Annotated in this window: 20 protein-coding genes and 2 pseudogenes; 15 read left to right on the top strand and 7 right to left on the bottom strand. The window is 71.1% G+C overall.

Annotated elements, in window-relative coordinates; translation table 11 throughout:
- Window positions 1-8 precede the first annotated feature (8 nt).
- The 8 genes and pseudogenes from ABZX30_RS19640 to ABZX30_RS19605 all read left to right on the top strand — a co-directional run bounded on the left by ABZX30_RS19640 (window position 9) and on the right by ABZX30_RS19605 (window position 6,687).
- Entirely contained in the window at window positions 9-2,156 is a 2,148-nt protein-coding gene (locus ABZX30_RS19640; protein ID WP_355935018.1) for a glycoside hydrolase family 9 protein, read from the top strand.
- Between the two features lie 258 nt (window positions 2,157-2,414).
- Window positions 2,415-2,690 carry a hypothetical protein gene (locus ABZX30_RS19635; RefSeq protein WP_355935016.1) on the top strand — a complete coding sequence of 92 codons (276 nt, stop codon included), beginning with the start codon at window positions 2,415-2,417 and terminating at the stop codon, window positions 2,688-2,690.
- A 249-nt stretch (window positions 2,691-2,939) separates the two neighbouring features.
- Window positions 2,940-3,192, top strand: a pseudogene (locus ABZX30_RS19630) (VOC family protein).
- Window positions 3,193-3,276: 84 nt separating this feature from the next.
- The gene (locus ABZX30_RS19625) at window positions 3,277-3,516 is read left to right on the top strand and encodes a hypothetical protein (RefSeq protein ID WP_355935014.1); all 240 of its coding nucleotides are present in this window, start codon (window positions 3,277-3,279) and stop codon (window positions 3,514-3,516) included.
- Window positions 3,516-3,893, top strand: a complete 378-nt coding sequence (locus ABZX30_RS19620) for a fic family toxin-antitoxin system, toxin component (protein ID WP_355935013.1) — start codon at window positions 3,516-3,518, stop codon at window positions 3,891-3,893. Before ABZX30_RS19625 ends, ABZX30_RS19620 begins: the two co-directional genes overlap by 1 nt.
- A 430-nt stretch (window positions 3,894-4,323) precedes the next feature.
- Entirely contained in the window at window positions 4,324-5,562 is a 1,239-nt protein-coding gene (locus ABZX30_RS19615) for a sensor histidine kinase (protein WP_355935011.1), read from the top strand.
- The gene (locus ABZX30_RS19610; protein WP_355935010.1) at window positions 5,534-6,229 is read left to right on the top strand and encodes a response regulator transcription factor; all 696 of its coding nucleotides are present in this window, start codon (window positions 5,534-5,536) and stop codon (window positions 6,227-6,229) included. Before ABZX30_RS19615 ends, ABZX30_RS19610 begins: the two co-directional genes overlap by 29 nt.
- Window positions 6,230-6,381: 152 nt before the next feature.
- Window positions 6,382-6,687, top strand: a complete 306-nt coding sequence (locus ABZX30_RS19605; protein ID WP_355935009.1) for a hypothetical protein — start codon at window positions 6,382-6,384, stop codon at window positions 6,685-6,687.
- Between the two features lie 458 nt (window positions 6,688-7,145).
- On the opposite strand, the gene ABZX30_RS19600 is transcribed toward ABZX30_RS19605, so the two are convergent.
- Window positions 7,146-7,775: a TetR/AcrR family transcriptional regulator gene (locus tag ABZX30_RS19600; protein ID WP_355935007.1), complete on the bottom strand. Its 630-nt coding sequence runs from the start codon at window positions 7,773-7,775 to the stop codon at window positions 7,146-7,148.
- Window positions 7,776-8,564: 789 nt separating this feature from the next.
- Between ABZX30_RS19600 and ABZX30_RS19595 the strand changes: the two genes are divergently transcribed.
- From ABZX30_RS19595 to ABZX30_RS19570, 6 genes are read left to right on the top strand one after another with little or no spacing between them, the layout of a single operon-like run.
- Window positions 8,565-10,232: a hypothetical protein gene (locus ABZX30_RS19595; protein ID WP_355935005.1), complete on the top strand. Its 1,668-nt coding sequence runs from the start codon at window positions 8,565-8,567 to the stop codon at window positions 10,230-10,232.
- The gene (locus ABZX30_RS19590; RefSeq protein WP_355935003.1) at window positions 10,225-11,322 is read left to right on the top strand and encodes a Gfo/Idh/MocA family oxidoreductase; all 1,098 of its coding nucleotides are present in this window, start codon (window positions 10,225-10,227) and stop codon (window positions 11,320-11,322) included. Before ABZX30_RS19595 ends, ABZX30_RS19590 begins: the two co-directional genes overlap by 8 nt.
- Complete coding sequence (locus ABZX30_RS19585; protein WP_355935002.1) at window positions 11,319-12,467, top strand: Gfo/Idh/MocA family oxidoreductase; 1,149 nt, start codon at window positions 11,319-11,321, stop codon at window positions 12,465-12,467. The genes ABZX30_RS19590 and ABZX30_RS19585 overlap by 4 nt, the downstream gene beginning before the upstream one ends.
- Entirely contained in the window at window positions 12,464-13,744 is a 1,281-nt protein-coding gene (locus ABZX30_RS19580) for a radical SAM protein (RefSeq protein WP_355935000.1), read from the top strand. Before ABZX30_RS19585 ends, ABZX30_RS19580 begins: the two co-directional genes overlap by 4 nt.
- A complete protein-coding gene (locus tag ABZX30_RS19575) occupies window positions 13,741-14,976 on the top strand; it encodes an MFS transporter (protein ID WP_355934999.1) in 1,236 nt (411 codons plus the stop codon). Before ABZX30_RS19580 ends, ABZX30_RS19575 begins: the two co-directional genes overlap by 4 nt.
- Window positions 14,977-15,003: 27 nt before the next feature.
- On the top strand, window positions 15,004-16,296 hold the full coding sequence (locus ABZX30_RS19570; RefSeq protein ID WP_355934997.1) for a hypothetical protein: 1,293 nt from the start codon (window positions 15,004-15,006) through the stop codon (window positions 16,294-16,296).
- A 265-nt stretch (window positions 16,297-16,561) separates the two neighbouring features.
- Here ABZX30_RS19570 and ABZX30_RS19565 read toward each other — a convergent pair whose 3' ends face one another.
- From ABZX30_RS19565 to ABZX30_RS19540, 6 genes and pseudogenes are all read right to left on the bottom strand, one after another.
- Window positions 16,562-17,785 (bottom strand): hypothetical protein, encoded by a 1,224-nt coding sequence (locus ABZX30_RS19565; protein WP_355935102.1) that lies wholly within the window; start codon window positions 17,783-17,785, stop codon window positions 16,562-16,564.
- Between the two features lie 87 nt (window positions 17,786-17,872).
- Window positions 17,873-18,118, bottom strand: a pseudogene (locus ABZX30_RS19560) (hypothetical protein); the annotation flags it as partial.
- 7 nt (window positions 18,119-18,125) lie between these two features.
- Entirely contained in the window at window positions 18,126-18,260 is a 135-nt protein-coding gene (locus ABZX30_RS19555) for a hypothetical protein (protein ID WP_355934995.1), read from the bottom strand.
- Between the two features lie 239 nt (window positions 18,261-18,499).
- Window positions 18,500-19,480, bottom strand: coding sequence for a pyridoxal-phosphate dependent enzyme (locus tag ABZX30_RS19550; RefSeq protein WP_355934993.1), 981 nt, complete (start codon window positions 19,478-19,480; stop codon window positions 18,500-18,502).
- Between the two features lie 285 nt (window positions 19,481-19,765).
- Window positions 19,766-20,173 carry a hypothetical protein gene (locus tag ABZX30_RS19545; protein ID WP_355934991.1) on the bottom strand — a complete coding sequence of 136 codons (408 nt, stop codon included), beginning with the start codon at window positions 20,171-20,173 and terminating at the stop codon, window positions 19,766-19,768.
- A 63-nt stretch (window positions 20,174-20,236) separates the two neighbouring features.
- Window positions 20,237-20,680, bottom strand: a complete 444-nt coding sequence (locus ABZX30_RS19540) for a hypothetical protein (RefSeq protein WP_355934990.1) — start codon at window positions 20,678-20,680, stop codon at window positions 20,237-20,239.
- Window positions 20,681-20,783: 103 nt separating this feature from the next.
- On the opposite strand from ABZX30_RS19540, the gene ABZX30_RS19535 reads away from it, so the two are divergent.
- On the top strand, window positions 20,784-21,064 hold a 281-nt coding region (locus ABZX30_RS19535), incomplete at its 3' end, for a transposase (RefSeq protein ID WP_355934988.1).

Genomic DNA, 21,064 nt, shown 5'->3' with positions numbered 1-21,064 from the left:
AGCCGCTCATGCCCGCATTCGCCTCCCTATGTCAGCGCGGCAGGTCCTTCGCCACCGCCCTGCTCGCGAGTTCCCTCCTCCTCGGCGGCCTGCTGGCCAGTCCCGCCGCCGCGGCGGGGACCACCGCCGTCCGCGTCAACCAGGTCGGCTACCTGCCGGACGGTCCCAAGCGCGCGACGGTCGTCACCTCCAGCACCCAATCCCTCACCTGGCAGTTGCGCAACGCCTCCGGCTCGGTGGTCGCCTCCGGCTCCACGGTCCCGCGCGGCGCGGACACGCCCTCCGGGCAGTCCGTCCAGCTGGCGGACTTCTCGTCGTACAAGGACACGGGTACGGGGTACGTCCTGTCGGTGAACGGCAGCGACAGCGACCCGTTCGACATCCGCGCGAACCTCTACGACGGGCTGCGAGCCGACTCGATGGCGTTCTTCTACCACCAGCGCAGCGGTATCGCCATCGACGCCTCCTTGGTCGGCTCCGCCTACGCTCGCCCGGCCGGGCACCTCGGCGTCTCGCCGAACAAGGGCGACACCTCCGTCCCCTGCCAGGCCGGGGTGTGCGACTACACCCGGGATGTCCGGGGCGGCTGGTACGACGCGGGCGACCAGGGCAAGTACGTGGTCAACGGCGGCATCTCCACCTGGCTGGTCGTCAACTCCTTCGAGCGGGCCAAGCGTGCGGGCACGAACGCGGCGCTGGGCGACTCGACGCTGCGCATCCCCGAGCGCGGCAACGGCGTTCCGGACGTCCTGGACGAGGCGCGCTGGGAAATCGAGTTCCTGATGCGGATGCAGGTCCCCGAGGGCAAACCGTACGCCGGGATGGCGTTCCACAAGATCCACGACGCGGCCTGGACCGGCATCCCCACCCGCCCCGACCAGGACGCCCAGCCCCGCGAACTGCACCGTCCGTCCACCGCTGCGACGCTCAACCTGGCGGCCACCGCCGCGCAGTGCGCTCGCGTCTTCCGGCCGTACGACTCCGCGTTCGCCGACCGCTGTCTGGCGTCCGCCCGCCGGGCCTGGACGGCGGCGCAGGCCAACCCCGCGATGTACGCGCCCGATTCGGACGGCACGGGCGGCGGCGCCTACGGTGACACCCAGGTGACCGACGAGTTCTACTGGGCGGCCGCCGAGCTCTACGCGACGACCGGCGAGAGCGCCTACCGGGACGCGGTCACCTCCTCGCCCTGGCACACCTCGGCCGGCGCCTTCACCCCCTACGGCTTCGGCTGGGCGGACACGGCCGCGCTCGGCCGGCTCACCCTGGCCACCGTCCCCAACGGGCTGCCCGCCTCCGACCTGGCCCGCATCCGCTCCTCGGTGGTCTCGGCCGCCGACGGCTATCTGTCCACGATGACCGGGCAGGGCTACGCGGTGCCCATCCCCGCAGACGGGTACTTCTGGGGCTCCAACAGCGAGGCCGCCGACAACGCGGTGGTCATGGCGGTAGCCGGGGAACTGACCGGCGACGCACGCTACCGGGCCGGGGTACTGGAGGCGATGGACTACCTGCTCGGCCGCAACGCCATCGGCCAGTCCTACGTGACCGGCTACGGCGAGACGTCCTCGCACAACCAGCACCACCGCTTCTGGGCCCACCAGTCGGACGCGTCGCTGCCCAATCCGCCGGCCGGCTCGCTCGCGGGTGGCCCCAACAGCGCGCTGCAGGATCCGGTGGCGCAGGCGAAGCTGGCCGGCTGCGCGCCCGCAGCCTGCTACATCGACGACATCGGCTCGTACTCCACCAACGAGGTGGCGATCAACTGGAACGCCCCGCTGGCCTGGCTCGCCGCCTACGCCGCCGAACGGACGTCCGACGGCGGCGGTTCGCAGCCCACGGCCTCCTGCTCGGTGACGTACAAGGTGGACAATGCCTGGAGCGACGGCTTCACCGCGACCGTGACCCTCAAGAACACGGGCTCCTCCGCGGTGGACGGATGGCAGCTGACCTGGAGCTACCCGGGCGGCCAGCGGGTCACCAGCGCCTGGAGCGCGACCGTCACCCAGAGCGGCGCCGACGTCGTCGCCCGCAACACCGACTGGAACCGTGCGATCGCGCCTGGTGCGACGGTGAGCTTCGGCATGCAGGGTTCGCTCAGCGGAAGCAACCCGTCCCCCACAGCCTTCGCCCTCAACGGAGGCGCCTGCGACTGACCCGGCACCGTCCCCGGCGCCGCACCCCCGCTCCCGCACCGGGGGTGCGGCGCTGTCAGATGACGACGGGTGCGACGGCGGCGCCCTGCATCTGGTCGGTCACCTCCTGACCGATTGCGGCCGGTGGGAAACCCCTTCCCCCGACACCCCACCTTCCCCGCGCACTGTCTGACAGGGCCCTCGAGCCGTGAACACCCTTGAGCAGCAGACGAGTCGGTGATTTCCGGAGCGCATGCACCACTGATTATGATCTTGATCATGACAGTGCAGAACTTCGACAGATCCCTTTCCCGCAAGCAGAGGCTCCAGGAGAAGCAGCGCCGCCAGTTGGCGGTGGTCGATGCCGAGGCCAAGGTCCGTAAGGCAGAGGTCGAACTGGCTGTGGCTGTCACCGAGGCAGTGCAGGTGTTCGGTGACGAACTGTCCGCGTCCGAGGGGCTCGACATGCCGGTCGAAGCGATCCGGCGCTTCCTCGCCATGGCTCAGGACGAAGCGAGCAGTGCCGACAAAGCCGCCGAGGACACCGCATCCTGAGGCCGATCGTCATCCGGGCGCTCAGCAACCTGGCCCGGCCTGATCGAGCACACGGCGCGTACCGCCCTTCATGCCGCGGTGGACATCGTTGCCCTGCCCGGCGAGACGCCGGCCCGGGCAACGGGTGTGCGGCCCGGGGCGGAAGCCGACCTTCACCGATCCACGGATCCGCGCGGCGCCACGGAGCAACGGAGTTCCGTCGTTTCCAGGCCGGCGCCACCCTGTTCGCGGGCCTGTTACTGTGCGCCGATGTCGTCGATCAAGAAGTTCCAAGTCACCTTTGACTGCGCAGAACCCGAGCGTCTGGCTCGCTTCTGGTGCGAGGTGCTGGGATGTGCGGGTCGGCACCGGTCTCGTGGGTGAAGCGCGCCTCGCCGCACTTGAGGCCGAATGTGCGCGGCTGGTTCCGCTCGGGGCGGTACACGTGCAAACGCTGTTCGACGGCAATGATGCGCGCACCCCGATGCCGGACATCGAGGGCAACGAGTTCTGTATCGACTGAGCATTGTTCTCGACGCGGACTGCACGGACGAGACCAACGCTCCTGCTGCCGTCGCCGCATGGTAACAAGTGTTACCATGCGGGCATGGCGAAGACACAACTGGGCGCACGCGTGGACGAAGATGTGGCGGAACTCGCCAAGAAGCGCGCCGCCGACCTCGGGCTGAGCGTCGGGGACTACCTCGCCCGGCTCGTGCAGGACGACACCAGCGGACTGCGCGCCCGGGCGGTGGACGCGGCCGCCCGCTTCCTGGCCGAACACCAGCGCGTCTTCGACGACGCCGAACAGGCCGAGCAGACGACGCCGGGAGCGCGCGCAGCCTGATGCACCTGCACATCGAGGTTCCCTGGATCCTGCAGGTCGCCGAAGCCGCCGGAGCGGACGACCCGGCCCCCGACGACTACGGCGTCCCCGTCTCGGCGGTCGCACGCCACCGGGCCGAAGTGTTCGAGCAGCCCGTCTACGGCGGCCCCTACGCCAAAGCCGCCGCGCTGGTGCACACGCTGGGCCGGTGCCGCTGGCTGGAGCGTTCCAACCTGGCCGTCGCCGCGGCCACCGGCGTCATGTACCTCGAGGCCGCCGGGATCACCGTCAAACCCGCCCGCGAGGACGCCATCGCTCTCAAGGACCTGCTTCTCGACCCCGCCTGCACGGCCGGGAAGATCGCTGCTCTGCTGCGGACCTGGCCCGCCACCACCTGACGCCCGCACGCCCGGCACCACATCCCACGACGCCGACAGCAGTGCCGTTCAGCGGGGGTCACGTGTCTCGTCGGCGGACTGCCCGGCACCCCGGGGCCGCGGTGCGCGGCCGGTGCCGCCACGAATGAGCACGTGATCCGGGGTCCGGCCTGTGCCGGGGATCTCCTTCGCCGAGCCGCCGAACCGTGCCCACGCCGGGGAGGCGCCGCCGTACGCGGCGAAGGGGCCGTGGATCATGCCGAGCACCCGGCCGGCGAGCCGTGTGCGGCAGGCGGCACGCCTGCCCGGTCCCGCCACCGCCCGTGTACCGAAGACCGATTCGGCAGCACGAAGCGCACCCGCGCGGCGGCTCACACGGTTGGCGCCCTCCCCCCTGGCACTGCAGCGCTGCCACGATGCCCGATCCGGCTGACCGCCCTACGGTGGTGGCATGGCGGTGATCAACGGCAGGAGGCGGGGAGCGCGGGCCGGGACCGGTGTGCTGGAGGTGCTGGGCCCGGCCGGCCTGTTCGTGCTGTCCGTCATGGCCGCTTCCATCCAACCGCACGAGCACCGGTTTTCGTTGCGGTGGTCCGCCGTGGTGCTGGCGGGCCTCGGCTGCTGCGCCCTGGTCTGGCGGCGTCGCCATCCTTTCGGCGTACTGGCCTGCGCAGTCGGCTGCGGAGTGGGGTTTCTGGCGCTCGGCTTCCGGGAGAGCCCGCTGGTGATCAGCCCGGTTCTGGTGTCCGTCTACACCGTGTCCGTGCTGACCGACCGCCGTACCGCCTGGACCGCCGCGTCCGCCTCGGCCGCCGTTCTGGTCGGCACCGCCGTCGCATGCGCCCCGCACGCATGGCTGGACCCGGACAACGCGGCGATGCTGGCGTGGACGGCGCTGCCCGCCGCCGTCGGGGACGGTGTGCGCTCACGCCGCGCTTACGTGGCAGCCGTGGAGGAACGGGCGGAGCACGCGGAACGCACCCGTGAGCAGGAGGCGCGGCAGCGGGTGGCGGCCGAACGGGTCCGGATCGCACGCGAGTTGCACGACATCGTCGCGCACCACATCGCGCTGATCAACGCTCAGGCAGGCGTGGCCGCGCATCTGGTGGAACGGCGACCGGAACAGATCCTGGCCGCCTTGGAGGACATCCGGGACACCAGCCGGTCCGCGCTGGACGAACTACGGGTGACCGTGGGGCTGCTGCGGCAGTCCGGCGATCCGGTGGCCTCGCGGGATCCGGTACCGGGTCTTGCGCAGGTGCCGGCGCTGCTGGCGTCGTTCGAACGCGTCGGCCTGACCGTCAGCCACTCCCGGCGCGGCATCGCCGTACCGCTGGCTCCGGCGGTCGGTCTGGCCGCGTACCGCATCGTGCAGGAGGCCCTGACCAACGTCCGCAAGCACGCCGGTGCCGCGCACGCGCGGCTGATCATGCACTACCAGCCTGAGCGGCTGACGATCCTCGTCGAGGACGACGGGCGAACCGGGGGCCTGCCCCCTCCCGCGGGTACGGGGCACGGGCTGATCGGGATGCGGGAGCGGGCGGCCACGGTCGGGGGCCGGCTGCACGCGGGACCACGCCCCGGCGGTGGCTTCACCGTGCGGGCCGACCTGCCGCTGCGCCCCGGCCATATGTTCGACGAAACTCCGAGGAGAGACGGGCATGACGATTCGCGTGCTCCTTGCCGATGACCAGGCCCTGCTGCGGGGCACTTTCACCATGCTGTTCGACTCCACGGACGACATGGAGACAGTCGGCGAGGCGTCCAACGGGCAGGAAGCAGTGGAACTGGCGCGGGACCTGCGCCCGGACGTCGTCCTGATGGACATCCGTATGCCGGAGATGGACGGCCTCGACGCCACCCGGCTCATCAGCGAGTCGGAGGACCTCGCGGCAGTACGGGTCCTCATCCTGACGACCTTCGAGGACGACGAACACGTCGCCGAGGCGCTGCGCGCGGGTGCGAGCGGCTTCCTCGGCAAAGGCGCGCGACCCGAGGAGTTGCTTGAGGCCGTCCGCACGGTCGCCGCCGGCGAAGCGCTGCTGTCGCCGACGGCCACCCGGGCGCTGATCAGACGCTTCCTGTCGCAGCCGGAACCGTGCCGGACGGGGGTGCACGAGCGGCTGGAGCGGCTGACGCGGCGGGAACGCGATGTCATGGGGCTGGTGGCGCTGGGCCTCTCGAACGACGAAATTGCCGAACGTTTGTTCGTCAGTCCGCTGACCGTGAAGACCCACGTCAACCGGGCCATGGCCAAACTGGCGGCCCGCGACCGCGCCCAGCTCGTGGTCATCGCCTACCAGTGCGGACTGGTCGGACCCGCGGCCGAACCGGAGTGTCCACACGTGTCCGGGTAAGGGGCGTGGCGCCGGTGCTGCGTCCGTGTCTGTCCCGGCGGTAGACCGGCGGGCCGGGTACTGCGGCTGTGGTAGCCGCGAATCACTCCGGCAGGACGACGCGCGAGGGGCCGTTCCCGGGCGATGGTGGGATGGCGAACGGAGGTCTCACCATGACTGAAGCCCACGGTTCGGCCGAGACGTACGACATGACGGCCGTAGACGATCTGTCCTTCACCGCCGCAAGGAAGGGAACGGCCGCCCTGAACGGGCAGGACCGCTGTGCGGCCGTGGCGCCGCACCTGTCCCTCCTCCGCGACTCCCTGGCACGCGACGCCGGCCGAGACCAGTACGGGTACCGGTACGCCGGAGCCCCGCGCGGCTCCGTGCCGGCCCGTCGGGGCCGACCGGCCCGTACGGCGGCAACGGGTGGCCTGACGCTTGCCCAGTGGATGAGCAGGACCACGAGCGTCCGATGACCGGGCTGCCCCGGCGGAGAGGGGCCGTCCCGCCATCCACGATGACTGCTCGCTCGAGCACGGTGAGCCGCAGACAGCGCTGGGCGCGGGCCGGACCGCTTTCGACCAGGCGTTGCACGCCGTCGTCAACGCCTGGACCACCGCCCTCAGCCGCCTCCGCCTCGGCTGACCGCGGCACCCGTGCCCGTGAGCAGTGCACCCGCCGCACGCCTGACAGGTTTCCCGATGGCACTGCGCGGTTCTGACGTCCGTGTCACCGTGGAGTGCCGGGCCCGTCGCCTTCCCCCGTGGCGACGGGCCCGGCCTTGCCGCCGTGCCGGCGATGCTTGGCAACGGCTCTGTCCGCGGTCCCGTGGGTGATGTCGAAGTGGTGGCAGGCTGCGGCCGAATCGTCAGGGGTGCGGCGGGAGTGATCAAGAAGTCTGTCGGGTGGAGACGTCGGTCCCGCTTTGAAGCGATCAGTCACGACACCGGGCACCCGTCCTTGTCACGTCCCGGCGAGGACGGCCCGCAGTTCGTCGGCCACCGCGTCCAGGCAGCTGCCGAACCTCGCACGCCCCCTTGGCCCCGGTCCAGCGCCGGAAGGCGTTGTCGCAGGCCACCGTGGCGAGCTGCGCGACCGGTTCGGCCGTCCCGGCGTGGACCTGACGCTGTATCAGGACGTCACGGATCGCCTCGGTGATCGCGGCCGCCCTGGTCCGTTCACGCTCCTGCAGCTCCGGGCCGGCGTCGATCACCGCCCGGCGCTCCGTCGCGCCGTCCACGTGCGCGGCGAGCCGGGTGCCGACTCGCGCCGGCGCGTCGAGGGCGGCGGTGAGCGGAGCCGCGTTCGGGTCTGCCGTCAGAGCTGCCTCCGCCAGTGCCCGGGGCAGGTGCTCTGAGCCGGCGAACAGGACCTCGCGCTTGTCCGGGAAGCAGCGGAAGCAGGAGCGCCGGGTGGGTGGTCCCGCCCGCTCGGCGATGTGGGTCACCGTCACGTTGTCATAGCCGCCCTCCAGGTACAGCTCCAGAGCCGCCCGCTTCAGGCGCTGCTCGGCGCCCGGGTCCCACCGTGCCGCCTTGGCGGCCGGCATCGTGGACGTGCTCACCGTCGGCGGGCGCCGGTACGGCAACGGTCGGCTGACGACGGCGCGCCTCGGCGCGGACCCGCAGCGACTCGCCCTCCGGACGGGGAGTCGGCGAAATCGGCAGGTGGGGTTGTCCCGGGCCCCGTCGGCGACCGCCTGGAACGACAGCGACGGCTTTTTACCGTACAGTCACCGGGATTTCTTCTTTTCCGAGGTTTACCGGCGTCTTTCGCATCGGTTATGGGTCGTTGGCGCGCCGCCGTACGAAACAGCGCTTCTGTTTCCCGGCTGCTTTTCCTGGAAGGGAAACCCGCCGACAGAGGGGCCGGGGGTGACTGGAATAGGCCATGAAGAGTGATGAATCGGCCATTCCGTAGAACGGAGCAGTCCGTTCCCGAGGGGCGCTGAAATGCGGGATGGTCCGCACCCGGGTATCCCTAAATATCCGAATTATTTTCACGTAACGAGCGCGGGGTGGGCGCCGGTCCATGGTTGACATGATTGTGGAGGCGCTATGACCATGCAGTGGCGATCATGTCGATGATCCACCCGGTCCCGAAGCCGGGCATCGGCGGCTTTCGCCCTTGCCCGCCCGTCACGTCCGCCTGCGAGACATCTCCAGGCCCGAGGAAGGAACCTGCCGGCGCTCCGCGTTCACCTGCGGCTTTCGGCGAATGAAGAGTTGTGTCCGCCTGTGCGGTCCCGTGCGGACCCCGGGCCGGAGGCCTTCATTCGGCCGCCACATCCGTCATCCCACCGTGACACCCGCGATTCCGGCTTCCCGGAGGCGGGTGACGAAGGAGTGTGCACATGACGTTCAACGCCCTGCTGGGCACATCCCCGAACGGCGACCGACTGTTGCCGGCCGGTGCCACCGCGCGGCTCCACGCCGTGATCAACGGACACTGGCCGTCGGACGTCCTGCTGCGTCTGAGCCTGCGGCAATGGCCGGACCCGGCGGAACCGCCGTTGGAAGGCCATGAGGTGGTCGCCCTCGACGACGGCGGCTACGCGCACACCGTGGACACCGGAGCGGGCTTCGTCACGGTGCAGTTCACACCCGAGCCCGACTCCGTGCCGCACGCCCTGGAGCACAGCGATCCCCCCACCCCGCGCTGGCGCGCCGCCGTGCTGACGGAGTGCGTCCAGCCGGACGCTTTGCGGCCCGCCGCCGTCGCACAGGCCCTGACCGAGGCCCTGCGGAGCGAGGGCGCCGCCTTCAGCGACACCGAGGTGGCGACCTTATGGGAGGCGATGCCGCTGCTGCGCCGGTACGCCACCGAGGACAGCGCGTTCACCGACTGGGCCCTGATATTCCGCGACCACTACGTGGAGAACAGCGTCGGCTTCCTGCTGGCGGCCGAACGCGCCGGATTCTCCCCCCAGTGGATCTACGCCCTGGACAAGGGTGACAAGACGTTGCGCCGGGACCGCGTGCACGGATGGTTCCTGTCCCGCGGCTACCGCAGCGCCACGCTCGACAACTCCGTCGTGAACGGCACCGCCACCGACGAGGAGGTGGCCCACGCGCGCCATGTGGGCTCCGACGTCGACGCCTTCATCCGGAGGGCACATGCCGAGGGCAGGCGCGTACTGATGGTCGACGACGGCGGCATCATCGCCCTCGGCTCCGCGCGCGACCGTCTGGTCACCGAACGGGTCGACGCCGCACTGGAGTTGACCGTCAGCGGTCTCAAACGTATCTCGGCGGCCGACGACATGCGTCTTCCCGTCTTCAACATGGCACGCTCCCAGGTCAAGACACACCTGGCCTACAACGAGATCGCCGACTCCTGCGTCCGCCGGCTGCGCGCCATCGTGCCGGGGGAGAAGTTCGTAGGACGACGGGTGCTGTCCCTGGGCTTCGGCACCCTCGGTGCCCGCATCGCCAGGGCCCTGCGCGCGACCGGATGCCGCGTCACCGTCGTCGACACCGACACGCTCGCACTCGTACGCGCCGCGGAAGAGGGGTTCGACACCAGCCGCTCGGCCCGGGAGGCGCTGCTGCGCGCCCGCCCCTTCCTCGTCCTCGGCACCACCGGCGAGGACGCCCTCACCGAGGCCGACCTCGCACTGCTGCCCGACGGTGTGCTCCTGGCCGGATTCGCCACCCGGGACTTCAGCCTGCTCAGTGAGCGCCGCGTCGCCACGACGACGTCGGACGTCCCGGGCGTGGGCGTCCGCCACACCCTGCCGGGAGGCCACTCGGCGACCCTCCTCGGCGACGGCCGGTCACTGAACCTCTACACCTACGAGGGCATCCCCAACCGCGGCTACGACGCCTACCGCGCCGCCACGCTGATCGCCGCCAAGCACCTGTGCCGTTCCGCGACAACGCTGTCGTCCGGGGTCCATCTGGAGACCGTGGACCGGGTGGTGCGGGACGCGGGGCTGTTCGACGCCTACTACGACACGTACCTCGCCGACAGCGCCGGGCCCGCCGCGCGCGCAGAGGACGGTGACGACGCCGATGCATGACCTGCCCCGCGTCTGCGTCGTCGGGTACGGAGTGGCCGGCCGGCTGCACCACCGGCTGCTGGAGGCCGCAGGACTGCGCGTCTGCACCGTCGACCCGGCACTGACCGGTGTGCCCGCCGGTGCTTACAGCCACCGTCCGGTCGAGCACCGGAGCGACGTGGCGGACGTGTCCGCTCCCGTGGACCTCTGGTCGCTCTGCACACCCACACACACGCACGTCGACACGCTGGCGGCGATCCTGACCCGCGATCCGCGGGCCCGGGTCATCATGGAGAAGCCGGCCTGCCGGGCGCAGGACGTCCCCCGGCTCCGCGCACTGCTGGAGCAGCATCCCGAGGCGCGCGTGGTGGTGATGAACCAGTACCGGCACGCCCACGCGCTGCGCCTGCTGGACGACCTGCGCCGCCGGCACATGCCCTCCCAGCCGGTGACGGCGGTGCGCGTCGCCTTCAGCAAGGACCGGCGCTCCGACATGGAGGCGGGCCGGTTCGTCGACCGGGACCACGGTGTCTTCGGTTACGAATGGCCGCACATGCTGGCGGTGGTGAGCCGGCTGCTGCCCGCCGACGCCTACCGCGCCTACGTCGAGAGCCCGGTCCAGGACGTGCGTGGCGTCGTCCATCCCGATTACTTCGTCACGGCCGCCCGGGAACGGGCCACGGTGGCGGACGGCGTGGCGCTGGAGCTGTACTCCTCGGTCGTCGGTGACCCACCGGGTGACGCCGACGTCCCCGACTGGACCCGCGGCTTCGGACACTCCACCGGCGGCCGCAGGCGACTCGCCCAGATCCAGGCCGGCCCCGCGCTGTTCACGGCCGAGATGGACCCGGTCGCCCTGCCGGACGGCGACCGGCTGCCCGGCAACACCCACCGTCTGACCGCCCACCTGCCCACCGGCCGCCAGGAGACACTGGTGAACGACTCCCCGATGGACAACGCCCTGCGCACCGCGGTCGCGCAGCTGCTCGGCGACCTGCCCCTGCCCCCGGTCGACCTGCGGCCCGTACACCGCATCAGCGCCCTCGCCGGGCACTTCGAGCGTGGCCGTGCCACCGCCGCGGCCGGACATCCGGGCGGAGGCGCGGTATGAGCGGGCTCCGCTTCGGAGTCGTCGGCTGCGGTGTGATCGGTGGTCTGCACGCCCGCGTGCTCAGCGCCTATCCGCCCCTCGCCGCACGGGCACGACTCGTCGCCGTCGCCTCGCCCTCACCGGAGCGCGCCCACCGGCTGGCGGCGGAGACCGGCAGCGAGGCGACGGATGTCGCCACTCTGCTCGACCGTGGCGATATCGATGTCATCAGCGTGTGCACACCCAGCGGACTCCACGCCGAAATCGGACAACGGGCCCTGGCCGCAGGCAAGCACGTCATCGTGGAGAAGCCCGTCGAGGTGACCGCCGAGGCGGCGGACCGGCTCATCGACTGCGCGCGGAAGGCCGACCGCACCCTCGCCGTCATCAGCCAGCGCCGCTTCGACCCCGCCTCGCGCATGCTGCGTTCCGCCCTCGACGCGGGAGAACTGGGCACGCTGACGTCCGGACTCGTCGAGGTCCCCCTGTGGCGTGGCCAGGCGTACTACGACTCGGGTGACTGGCGGGGCAGCCGTGCCCTGGACGGCGGCGGCGCCCTGCTCAACCAGGGCGTGCACGCCGTCGACCTCGTCCAGTGGCTGATGGGCCCGGTCGTGGAGGTCGCCGCGCACACCGCCCTGCGGGGGCACCACGGCATCGAGGTCGAGGACGTCGTCACCGCCACCCTGCGGCACGCCGACGGCGCCCTGACGTCACTGCTGGCGACCACCGCCGCGTACCCGGGACGCACCACACGCCTCGCGGTGCACGGCGACCGGGGCAGTGCCGTGATCGACAACGACGAACTCACCTACTTCCATGCCGCGGGGCCGGCGGACGACACCTCCGCCTACGGCGCCTACGGGGCGGGCAACCAGGCGGCCGAGCGACGCCCGGCCGCCCCCGCACAACAGCGGGACGCCAGCGGCCTGCTCCCCTCGCCGCACGGGGACCAGCTCGTCGACTTCTGCGACGCGGTCACCGAGGGCCGGGCGCCCAGCGTCGACGGCGAGGAGGGCCGCAGGGCCCTGCTGACCGTCCTCGCCGTGTACGAGGCGGCACGCACCGGCACCGTCACCCGTGTGCCGTCGGCCCCCGCATCTGCCGCTGCCACGTCCAGCACCTCCTCCGCATCGTCCGCCCCCGTCACCCCGGAGCCGGCATGACCACTGTCACCTTCGTCGTCGCCGACGACGAATTCGAACGCGACTTCCTGCAGCTTCCCCTGGACGTCGCCAACGCGGCCGCGCTGCTGCGGCAGGACGGGATCCGCGTCGCCGTCTGGGACCGCCGCCTCAGTCCCGTGGCACCCGGGGTCGACGCGGTGGACGTGGCCGTCGTCGTCACGGCGATCGCGGACCGCGCCCAGTGCTATCCGCTCGATCTGCACCCGGTGCGCACCGCCGTGGAACAGGTGCGCCGGACCTGGCCGGGTGCCACGGTCCTCGCCGTCGGCCCGCACGCCACCCAACTGCCCGCGGCCACCCGGCGCGAGCTGGGCGTGGACCACGTGGCGCGCGGTGAGGCGGACGCGGCGGCTGTGCACGGCGTCCGGGACCTGCTGAGCGGCAGACCCGTGCTCGGCGAGCTCCCGCTGAGCGGCACCTACCCGCCACTGGTCTTCGACGACGCGGCGCCTCTGCCCGCCTACGACCTGCTGGACCTGACCTCCTACACCGCCGAGACGTTCAGCGGCGGCCGGGTCAGGCGCGGACCGTGCGGTATGGCGCTCGGGGTGCGCGGCTGCACCTACGGCTGCACGTTCTGCCACCTGCCGTTCGGTACCCGGATGCGTCCCCAGGCCGTCGGCCGCACCCTCGCGGAGATCGACGCGATGCGCGAACGCGGCGTGGACTCGCTGTTCTTCCTCGACTACGTCTTCGGTCTGCACCCGAGCTTCTACAAGGACCTGTGCACCGGCCTCGCCGCCCGGGGCGGCATCGCCTGGAGTGGTCAGAGCAGGGCCGAGGTGGTGCTGCGCCAGGACGTCGACCTGTGGGCCGCCGCAGGCTGCAACGGCATGTGGCTGGGTGCCGAATCACCGACCGTCGCCGAGACCGGCGTCGGCAAACGGGTCCCGGCGGAGAAGATCGACGCGGCGATCCGCAGGCTCTCGACGGCCGGCATCACGCCCTTCGCCTTCATCCTGCTGGGCCTGCCCGGGGACCCGGCCTGCCTGAGCGGCGAAGTGGTCGACTGGGCCGCCTCGCTGCCCGGGTACTTCGGACTCAACCAGCTCTTCCTGCGCCCGGGCACCCCGCTGTACGACGAACTGGCGGCCGACTACAACGACGGTGCCGAGCCGGCCACATGGGCCGAGGTGGAGGCGGTCACCCGACGCTACCGGGAGCGCTACCCGGTCAGTCTGGACGACCTGTGGGACCGGCTCGTCAGGCTGCCGAACTACATCGGCAACGCGATGGCCGCCGTAGCCGAACGATGACCACCGGCGCCCGGAGCGCGGCGCGCGAGGCGGCCGACCCGAGGCCGGCGCTGCCGCGCGCGTTCTGGTGGCTGTGGACCGCCACGCTCGTCAACCGGCTCGGCGGCTTCGTGGTCGTCTTCCTGTCGCTGTACGTGACCCTGGAGCGGGGCTACTCGGCGTCGTTCGCCGGTCTCGTGGCCACACTCTACGGAGCCGGCGGCGCGGTCGGCGCGGTCGGCGGCGGCATGCTCGCGGACCGTCTGGGCAGACGGGTGACCCTGCTGGGCGCCCAACTGCTGAGCGCCGTCACCACCGGGGCGCTGGCTTTCGCCCAGGGCCGGGTGGCGCTCGCGGTCACCGCGTGCCTGGCCGGCCTGGCGGGCAACGCCTCCAGGCCGGTCGTCCAGGCCGTGGTGACGGAGGTGGTCGCCGCGAAGGCACGGGTCAGGGCGTTCTCCCTCATCTACTGGGCCGTCAACATCGGTGTCGCCGTCTCCGCCGCGCTCGCCGGGATGCTGGCGCAGCACGGCTACCTCCCGCTCTTCCTCGGCGAGGCGGCGGTGACGGCGCTGTGCGCGCTGGTGGTGTACCTCACCGTCCCCGAGACCCGCCCCGGCCCGGCACCTCGGGGCAGTGCCGACCCGCCCGCGCAGACCCCGCACGTGCCGCGGCGGCGCCGGTTCCTGGCCTTCGTGGCCGTGACCTTCCTGGTCGGGCTGCTGATGCAGGAAGTCAGTACCGCGCTTCCGCTCACCATGGCGGGGGCGGGGCACACCGCCCGGGACTACGGTCTGGTCATCAGCCTCAACGGCCTGCTCGTCGTGGCGCTGCAACTTCCCGCCGGCCGGGTCCTTGCGCGGTACCGCCCCGCGGGCCCGCTGGTGGTCGGGGCGCTGCTGCTGGGCGGGGGGCTGGGGCTGACCGCCGTGGCCGGATCCCTCGCGGCGTACGCCCTGACCGTGGTCATCTGGACGGTCGGCGAGATCGTTCTGGCACCGACCTCCATGGCCACCGTGGCCGAGCTCGTACCGGACCACAGCCAGGGGCGTCACCAGGGCCTGTACAGCTTCGCCTGGGCGGCGGCGGCCTGCGTGGCCCCGGCGGTCTCGGGATTCGCGCTGGACACCATGGGCCCGGCCGCCCTGTGGGGTGCGAGCGCGACGCTGGGCGTGCTGGCGGCGGTGGGCTACTTCCTCATCCTGTACGGAACGGCGGGCGCGGACGGGCGCCATGACCGACGAGCGAACTGACGAGCAGAGAGAACCAAAGGATGGCCGATGGCCGATGACATCACGTTCTGGGACTACTCGAGGTCGCAGGTGCTCAGCCGCTACAACGGTTCGAGGATCGGCGTGCGGGAGATCGTGGCACTGTGCGGTATCCGCAAGGAGGCGGAATCGGTCGACCTGCAGCTCCCTTCCCCGGACGAGATGGCGGGAATCCATCCGCTGGCGCTCAGACGGCCGCGCCGGTGGGAGGCGGCGATCGCCGCGACCATCTACGCCTTCAGCGGCCAGATCGCCGCGCGACAGGAAGTAATCAAGGCGAGGGAGCTTCTGGACCGGCTTCCCAGGACCGACCGAAGTGCCCTCACCGTGCCGCGCATGCTGGCACTGGTCCCCACCATGATCGCCGGATTCCGTTTCAGCCGGCAGAGCGAGACGTTCAACCCGGAGGCGAACCGTTACCTGGAAGGCGCGCGCTTCCTTTCGGCGCTGCTGGCGCAACGACCGTCCCTGGACGTGGAGATCGGTCTGTGCGCGCACCGGGCCGGTGTGAGCGATCCGGTTCTTCCCGAGCACGTCAGCCCGGCCGGCGCGAGCCGCATGGTGGCGTTCGTCGGTTCGCTGATGGACAACTCGCTCGCCAGGAAGCGGACGGTCAGCGTGTCCCAGCAGACGGCGACCGACCGGGCCGCCGGCACGGTGAACTCCCTCGTCTTCACCCACTACGCCCTCGAAGGCAGAGTGGAGTACCTCCTGCGCACGCTCGACCGGCATGCCGACGACATACGGACCCTGCTGGCACGGCACAACGCCGTCTCGGACACCGTGTTCCGGTTCGCCCCGCTCGACCCCTTCAGCGATGCGGTCGAGCGTGACATGACAGAGGTGTTCGGCCCGGACTGGTCCGGCGCCCCCGCCGATCCGCGATGGAGAAGCGGGGGAACACTGCACTCGGCCGTCGAGGAGGCCAAGGGAAAGATGGCGCGGTTCATGCGGCACGAGCCGCTCGGCCTCGACCGTCTGCTCAGGCTCCACAAGAACTCCGACCACCCCACCGAGCGTGGCGTGTCGGCGCTCCAGTGGTTCGACCGGCACCAGCGGCAACCCCTGGAGGTCCGCGCCCGCTACGACGTCGCCTTCCACCATCGCCTGGCCCTGACCACCTTGCGGAAGGACGGCGTGGGAATCGGCATGGAGCGGGGCTGGGACGCGTACCAGTGGCTCGCGTGGAGCGCGGCCTACGACCAGGCCCGGACGGGGATGCCACTGCTCTACGCCAGGAGTTCGACCGAGCCCGCGAGCCATGTCTCCTTGAGGTCCTTCAACCTCCGGCAGTTCTGGTGAACTTCACGCACCAGCCGCGGCGTTGCTGTCGACGGAGAACCTGTTCGCCCACTTCGACGACCGGGACGGCGGGAAAGCGCCCGGAGAGGATCGTCACGGACACCGCCTCGTGCAGTGACGTCGTCTTCGGCCTGCTCACCCTTCTGCGCGTGCGCGGACGGCTCCGGTGTCCGCGACGAACAACGAGGTGCGGCGGGCACGTTCGGCCGTGCCCGCCGCTCATGCCGTCGCGGAAGCCCGTCGATCGGCTACCCACTGGGTGGGTTCACGCGCGGCCCGTCTCGGCCTGCACGGTCCGGGCCCGGATCACGAAGGGCCGGGAGAAGACGGTGACGGCGACGGAGATTGCGGCCGCAGCGGTGATGGCCGTGCCGGGGGTGAAGTGCTGGGCAACACCGCCGGCGATCGCGGCGCCGATACCCTGCCACGTCATCCGGCCGGCGGACTCGACTCCCTGGACCTGGCCACGGACCGAGTCGGGGGTCAACTCCAGAAGCTGCTCCTGGAGCGGCAGGGTGGCGGCGAACCCGGCACTGGCGACGAACACCGCGGCAATCGCCACCAGCACTGGCGGGTGGACGGCGAACAGCAGGTAAGGGACGGCGAGCAGCAGTCGCAGGGCGAACGCACGGCGGCGGCGCTGCTCGGCGGTGAGCAGCCGCCCGACAGTCAGGTCACCGAGGAGCATGCCTGCCGATCCGGCGGCCAGCAAGTCGCCGGCGTGATGCGGTGCGTAGGAGATGAACAGAGCCTCGCAACCGACGATCAGGCCGTTGGGCACCCAGAGGTTCAGCAGCAGCGCGCGTTGGCCGGAGTGGGAGAAGAGCGCGATGTTCGTCGTCCAGGTCTGGCGCAGTCCGGGGCGGCGGGTCAGACGGATGGAGCGTTCCCGGACCGTCACCGCCACAACGATCAACCCGGCTCCGGTCAGGGCCGACGCGGCGACGAAGACCTCTTGCGGGCTCAGGTACCGCAGGAGTACGGCGCCGATGGCGTAGCCGAGGACGGCCATGCCACCCGAGGTGATGTTCATCAGCGAACGTGCCAGTGCATACGTGGAGGTCGGCACCACCTCGGCGAGCAGCCCCATCCGCGTTCCGGTACCCAGAGACTGGAAGAACCCCGGCACAAGGAGCAGACCGAACCTGGCAGTGAGCGGCAGCCCTGGAACCGCCTGTGCGGCAACACCGAGGAGCGAGAGGCACTCGAGCGCGACGAGGGTCCGGCGCGGACGGCTTCCGTCCGCGACCGACATCAGCGTCAACGCGCCGAGCACCGTCGCGAACGTGGCGCCGTACATGCTCACGGCCGTCAGGAACGGAGATCCGGTCTGCTGGTCGACCAGCGTACCGAGTGCGAAACCCGACAGGGTGCTCGCGGCGGTCGTCAGGGTGAAGCCGGCATACAGCCCGGCGAACTCGCGGTTGCGGAGCAGGGCACGGTAGCTGGTGGTGGGAGGCGTGCTGGACGCAGATGTGTCAGAAGGCATGAAAAAAGCCTTCGAGCACACCCGTCGGGGCGCCGAAGGCCAACGCGTGCATTGTAGCAGCCGGCCCACGAGAGAAGCGTCCGGGCCTCACCGCCCCGTGGCATCGAGCGGCTGTCCGGCAGGGGTGTCCGCAAGGTCGGTGCGCCGAGCCTGCCGCCACGGCACAAGCTGTACGACGCCGAACGCCACCTCGACGACAAGGAACAGCCACAGCCGGCCCGGGGCACCGTGCGCCGGCGCGTACGCCTGCCACGCGGCGAAGAGCACGCGCGCCACGCCGTCGAACAGCCCGTGCGCCGGCAATGGCGTGACGATCCGGAGCAGCGCCCGGACGAACGCCTCAGGGCCGGGCCGGGCCCTGAGGCTTCCCGTCGTCCGCGTCGAACACCTTGGTGAAGGTGGCCCCGCACCGGCAGCGGGAGTGCTCGATCAATTCTCCTTCGGCCGACACGCTCAGCCTCTGGCTGAGACGCACGTGCACATGATCACCCATGAAGAGCCGCCTTCCTTGGCCTCGTCCGATCCGGTCATCGTGGAGGCCGACCGCGTGGACCGACAAGGTCGCAGCTCACACGTGAGCGTCGCTCGTGTCCAGCGCCGCGGCCGTGCCCGCCCCGGACGCGGAGGACGGGCGCTCCGCTGCTCCGAGCAGCTCGGTGCCCCGCACGAGCCGGAGCCCGGCCGCGTGTGAGCAGCACGGCTGAGGTGCGATGGTCACGGCCTGGGGACGGGATCCGCACGGACCCAGCGGTGGTAGGCGTCCATGTCGACGTTGCTGCCGCACACGATGGTGGCCACGTGCCGGCCGGCGAAGCGGTCACGGTCTTCGAGGACCGCCGCGACACCGAGTGCGGCCGACGGTTCGACGACGAGGCCGGCGTGATCGAGGAGCATCCGCATGCCGGCGATGATCGACGCCTCCCGGACCAGGACGGCGTCGTCGGCGACCACGAGGAGGTCGTCCAGGACGACCGGGATGGGACACCGGCCGGCCACGCCGTCGGCGATGGTGTCGGTCGAGCCGGTGGTGACGACCCGCCGCCGGCGCCACGAGTGTGTCATCGCCGGTGCGCCCAGCGGCTGGACGCAGATCACCTCGACCCCGGGCGCCAGAGCCTTCACCACATGCCCCACACCGGTGGCCAGCGCCCCGCCGCCGAGAGCGACCAGGACGGCGTCGAACGCCGGCCCGGTGTCCACCAGTTCCAGGCCGATGGTCGCCGCGCCCTCGCAGGTCTCGATGTCCAGGCTGTCCTCGAGCAGCCGGATGCCGTCGTGGCGCGCGATGGCCGCGGCCCGCTCGCGGGCCGTCTCGTGGTCGCCGTCGACCAGTTCCAGGCCGGCGCCCAACGCGCGGATGCGATCGAGTTTGGCACGGGTCGCGAAGCGGGACGCGACGACGGTGACGTCGAGCCCCCGGGTGCGACCGGACCAGGCGAGGGCCTGGCCCAGGTTGCCCGCGCTCGCGCACACCACGGCTCGCGAGCCGTGTTCGGCCAGTCGACTCGCGACGACCTCGGTGCCGCGGGCCTTGAAGCTGCGGACCGGGTTCGCCGTTTCGAGCTTGATGCTCACGGTGCACCCGAGGCCGGACTCCAGCGCCTCGCAGCGGTACAGGGGAGTGTCGAGAAAGACCGGATCGATCACCCGGCGAGCTGCCCGGATCCGGGCGGTGTCGAGACGCGTCTCCTGCATGACACGGCAGTGTAGGGCTGCCGGACGCTGTTCCGTCGGTCCACCGTACCGGTCTCGTCGGCAGCCCATCTGTGAGGTGGTGTGCGAGGTGCAGCAGAACTGCCAGGTGCATCCAGCCCGGAGTACGCCACTCATGGTGGTGCGCAGGGCCCGCCTGCGGCGGATGATCCCGCCTCGCACCGACGGCTGCGTGGCCCTGTCTCCCGGCCCGGCCCACCGGCCCACCGGACCGTCGACGGCGAACGCGTCCCGTCTACGGAGGTGAGCCCCCTGAGAGCGAGAGTGTCACTGCTCGGGTCCTTCGACAGGCAGGACGGGGGCCTCGAGAACTTCGTCGCGATCGCACACGAGGGTGCCTGCGCCCGCCCGCAGGCGGGCGACCTGGATCGAGCTGCGCCGGTCGTCGTAGCCGCTGTGGTGCGCGGTGCCCTCGGCGGATCGCCCCGGGTGGGTGAAGTAGAAGACGAAGGCGCCGAGCCGGCTGGTGACGACGTCGGCGTGGAAGCCGTATGACGTGTCGTCCGCACGCTGCCCGGGGCGGTCGAGGACGAGTCCCTGCCGTTCCCATGTCCGCAGGTCCCGTGAGTGAAGAACCCTCAGGCCGTGCCATTCGTCGACGAGCATCCAGTAGGCGGCGAAGGCGAAGACGTTCGGGCCTTCGTGCGCGGCGCCCTCGACAGCGGGTCCTCGCACGGTCCACCGCGTCAGGTCGTCGCTGTCGGCGGCGTAGGTGTACTGGTGATGGGCCTCGTCCTTCTACCACATGCGGTAGCCGCCCGTCGGCAGCGGCAGGACGCAGGCGTCGATCACTCTCTCCGACGAGAGCGACAGGGTGGAACGGTAGGTCCACGACAGGAGATCGTGGCTCGTGTAGTGCCGTATGACCCGTGCGTGGCCTTCCCACCGGGCCGGGACACCCTGGATGACGCTGACGAACATGTGGTATTGGGTTCCGTCGTCGACGATCTCGGGTGCCCAGTACGTGTGCCGCCCCGGCTCGATGTCCAGTCCTTCGGCGATTCCCCGGTACAGCCAGGTGGCTCCGCCGTCCGTGGAGGACGCGATCCCGATGTCGGTGCCGTGCACCCAGCTGACGTCGTTCGACGGGGGCGCGTCGGCGCGGCGGCTCGTGTACAGCATCCACCATTGGCGGGTGTGCCGGTGCCAGATGACGGTGGGATCGGTCGCGCCGTCGTGCACGGGGTCCCGGAACGGGTCTGTACGGTGAGCGGTGTAACTCCCAAGCTGGAAGCGACAGTTGATGACTGACGTGATGAGTCACATCGAGGCCGGGGAGGCCGCTGTGAGTGGGACGAGCGCCGTGGACGACGGGCTGGTCGCCGAGCTGGTTGCCCGGGCTCAGGCCGGCGGGGTGAAGCTCACCGGGGAGGGCGGCCTGCTGCAGCAGCTGACCAAGCGGGTGCTGGAGTCCGCGCTGGAGGGCGAGCTCACCGATCATCTGGGGCACCAGCCTGGCGAGCGGGCCGAGGGCGGCCGGGACAACTACCGCAACGGGCACCGCTCCAAGACGGTGATCACCGAGTCGGGGCCGGTCGAGATCGCGGTGCCGCGGGACCGGGCAGG

Origin of the sequence: Streptomyces sp. NPDC004542 (genome assembly GCF_040610035.1) — a bacterium.
In the GTDB taxonomy this organism is placed as follows: Bacteria; Actinomycetota; Actinomycetes; order Streptomycetales; family Streptomycetaceae; genus Streptomyces.
This window is presented reverse-complemented; position numbering and strand designations above follow the sequence as displayed.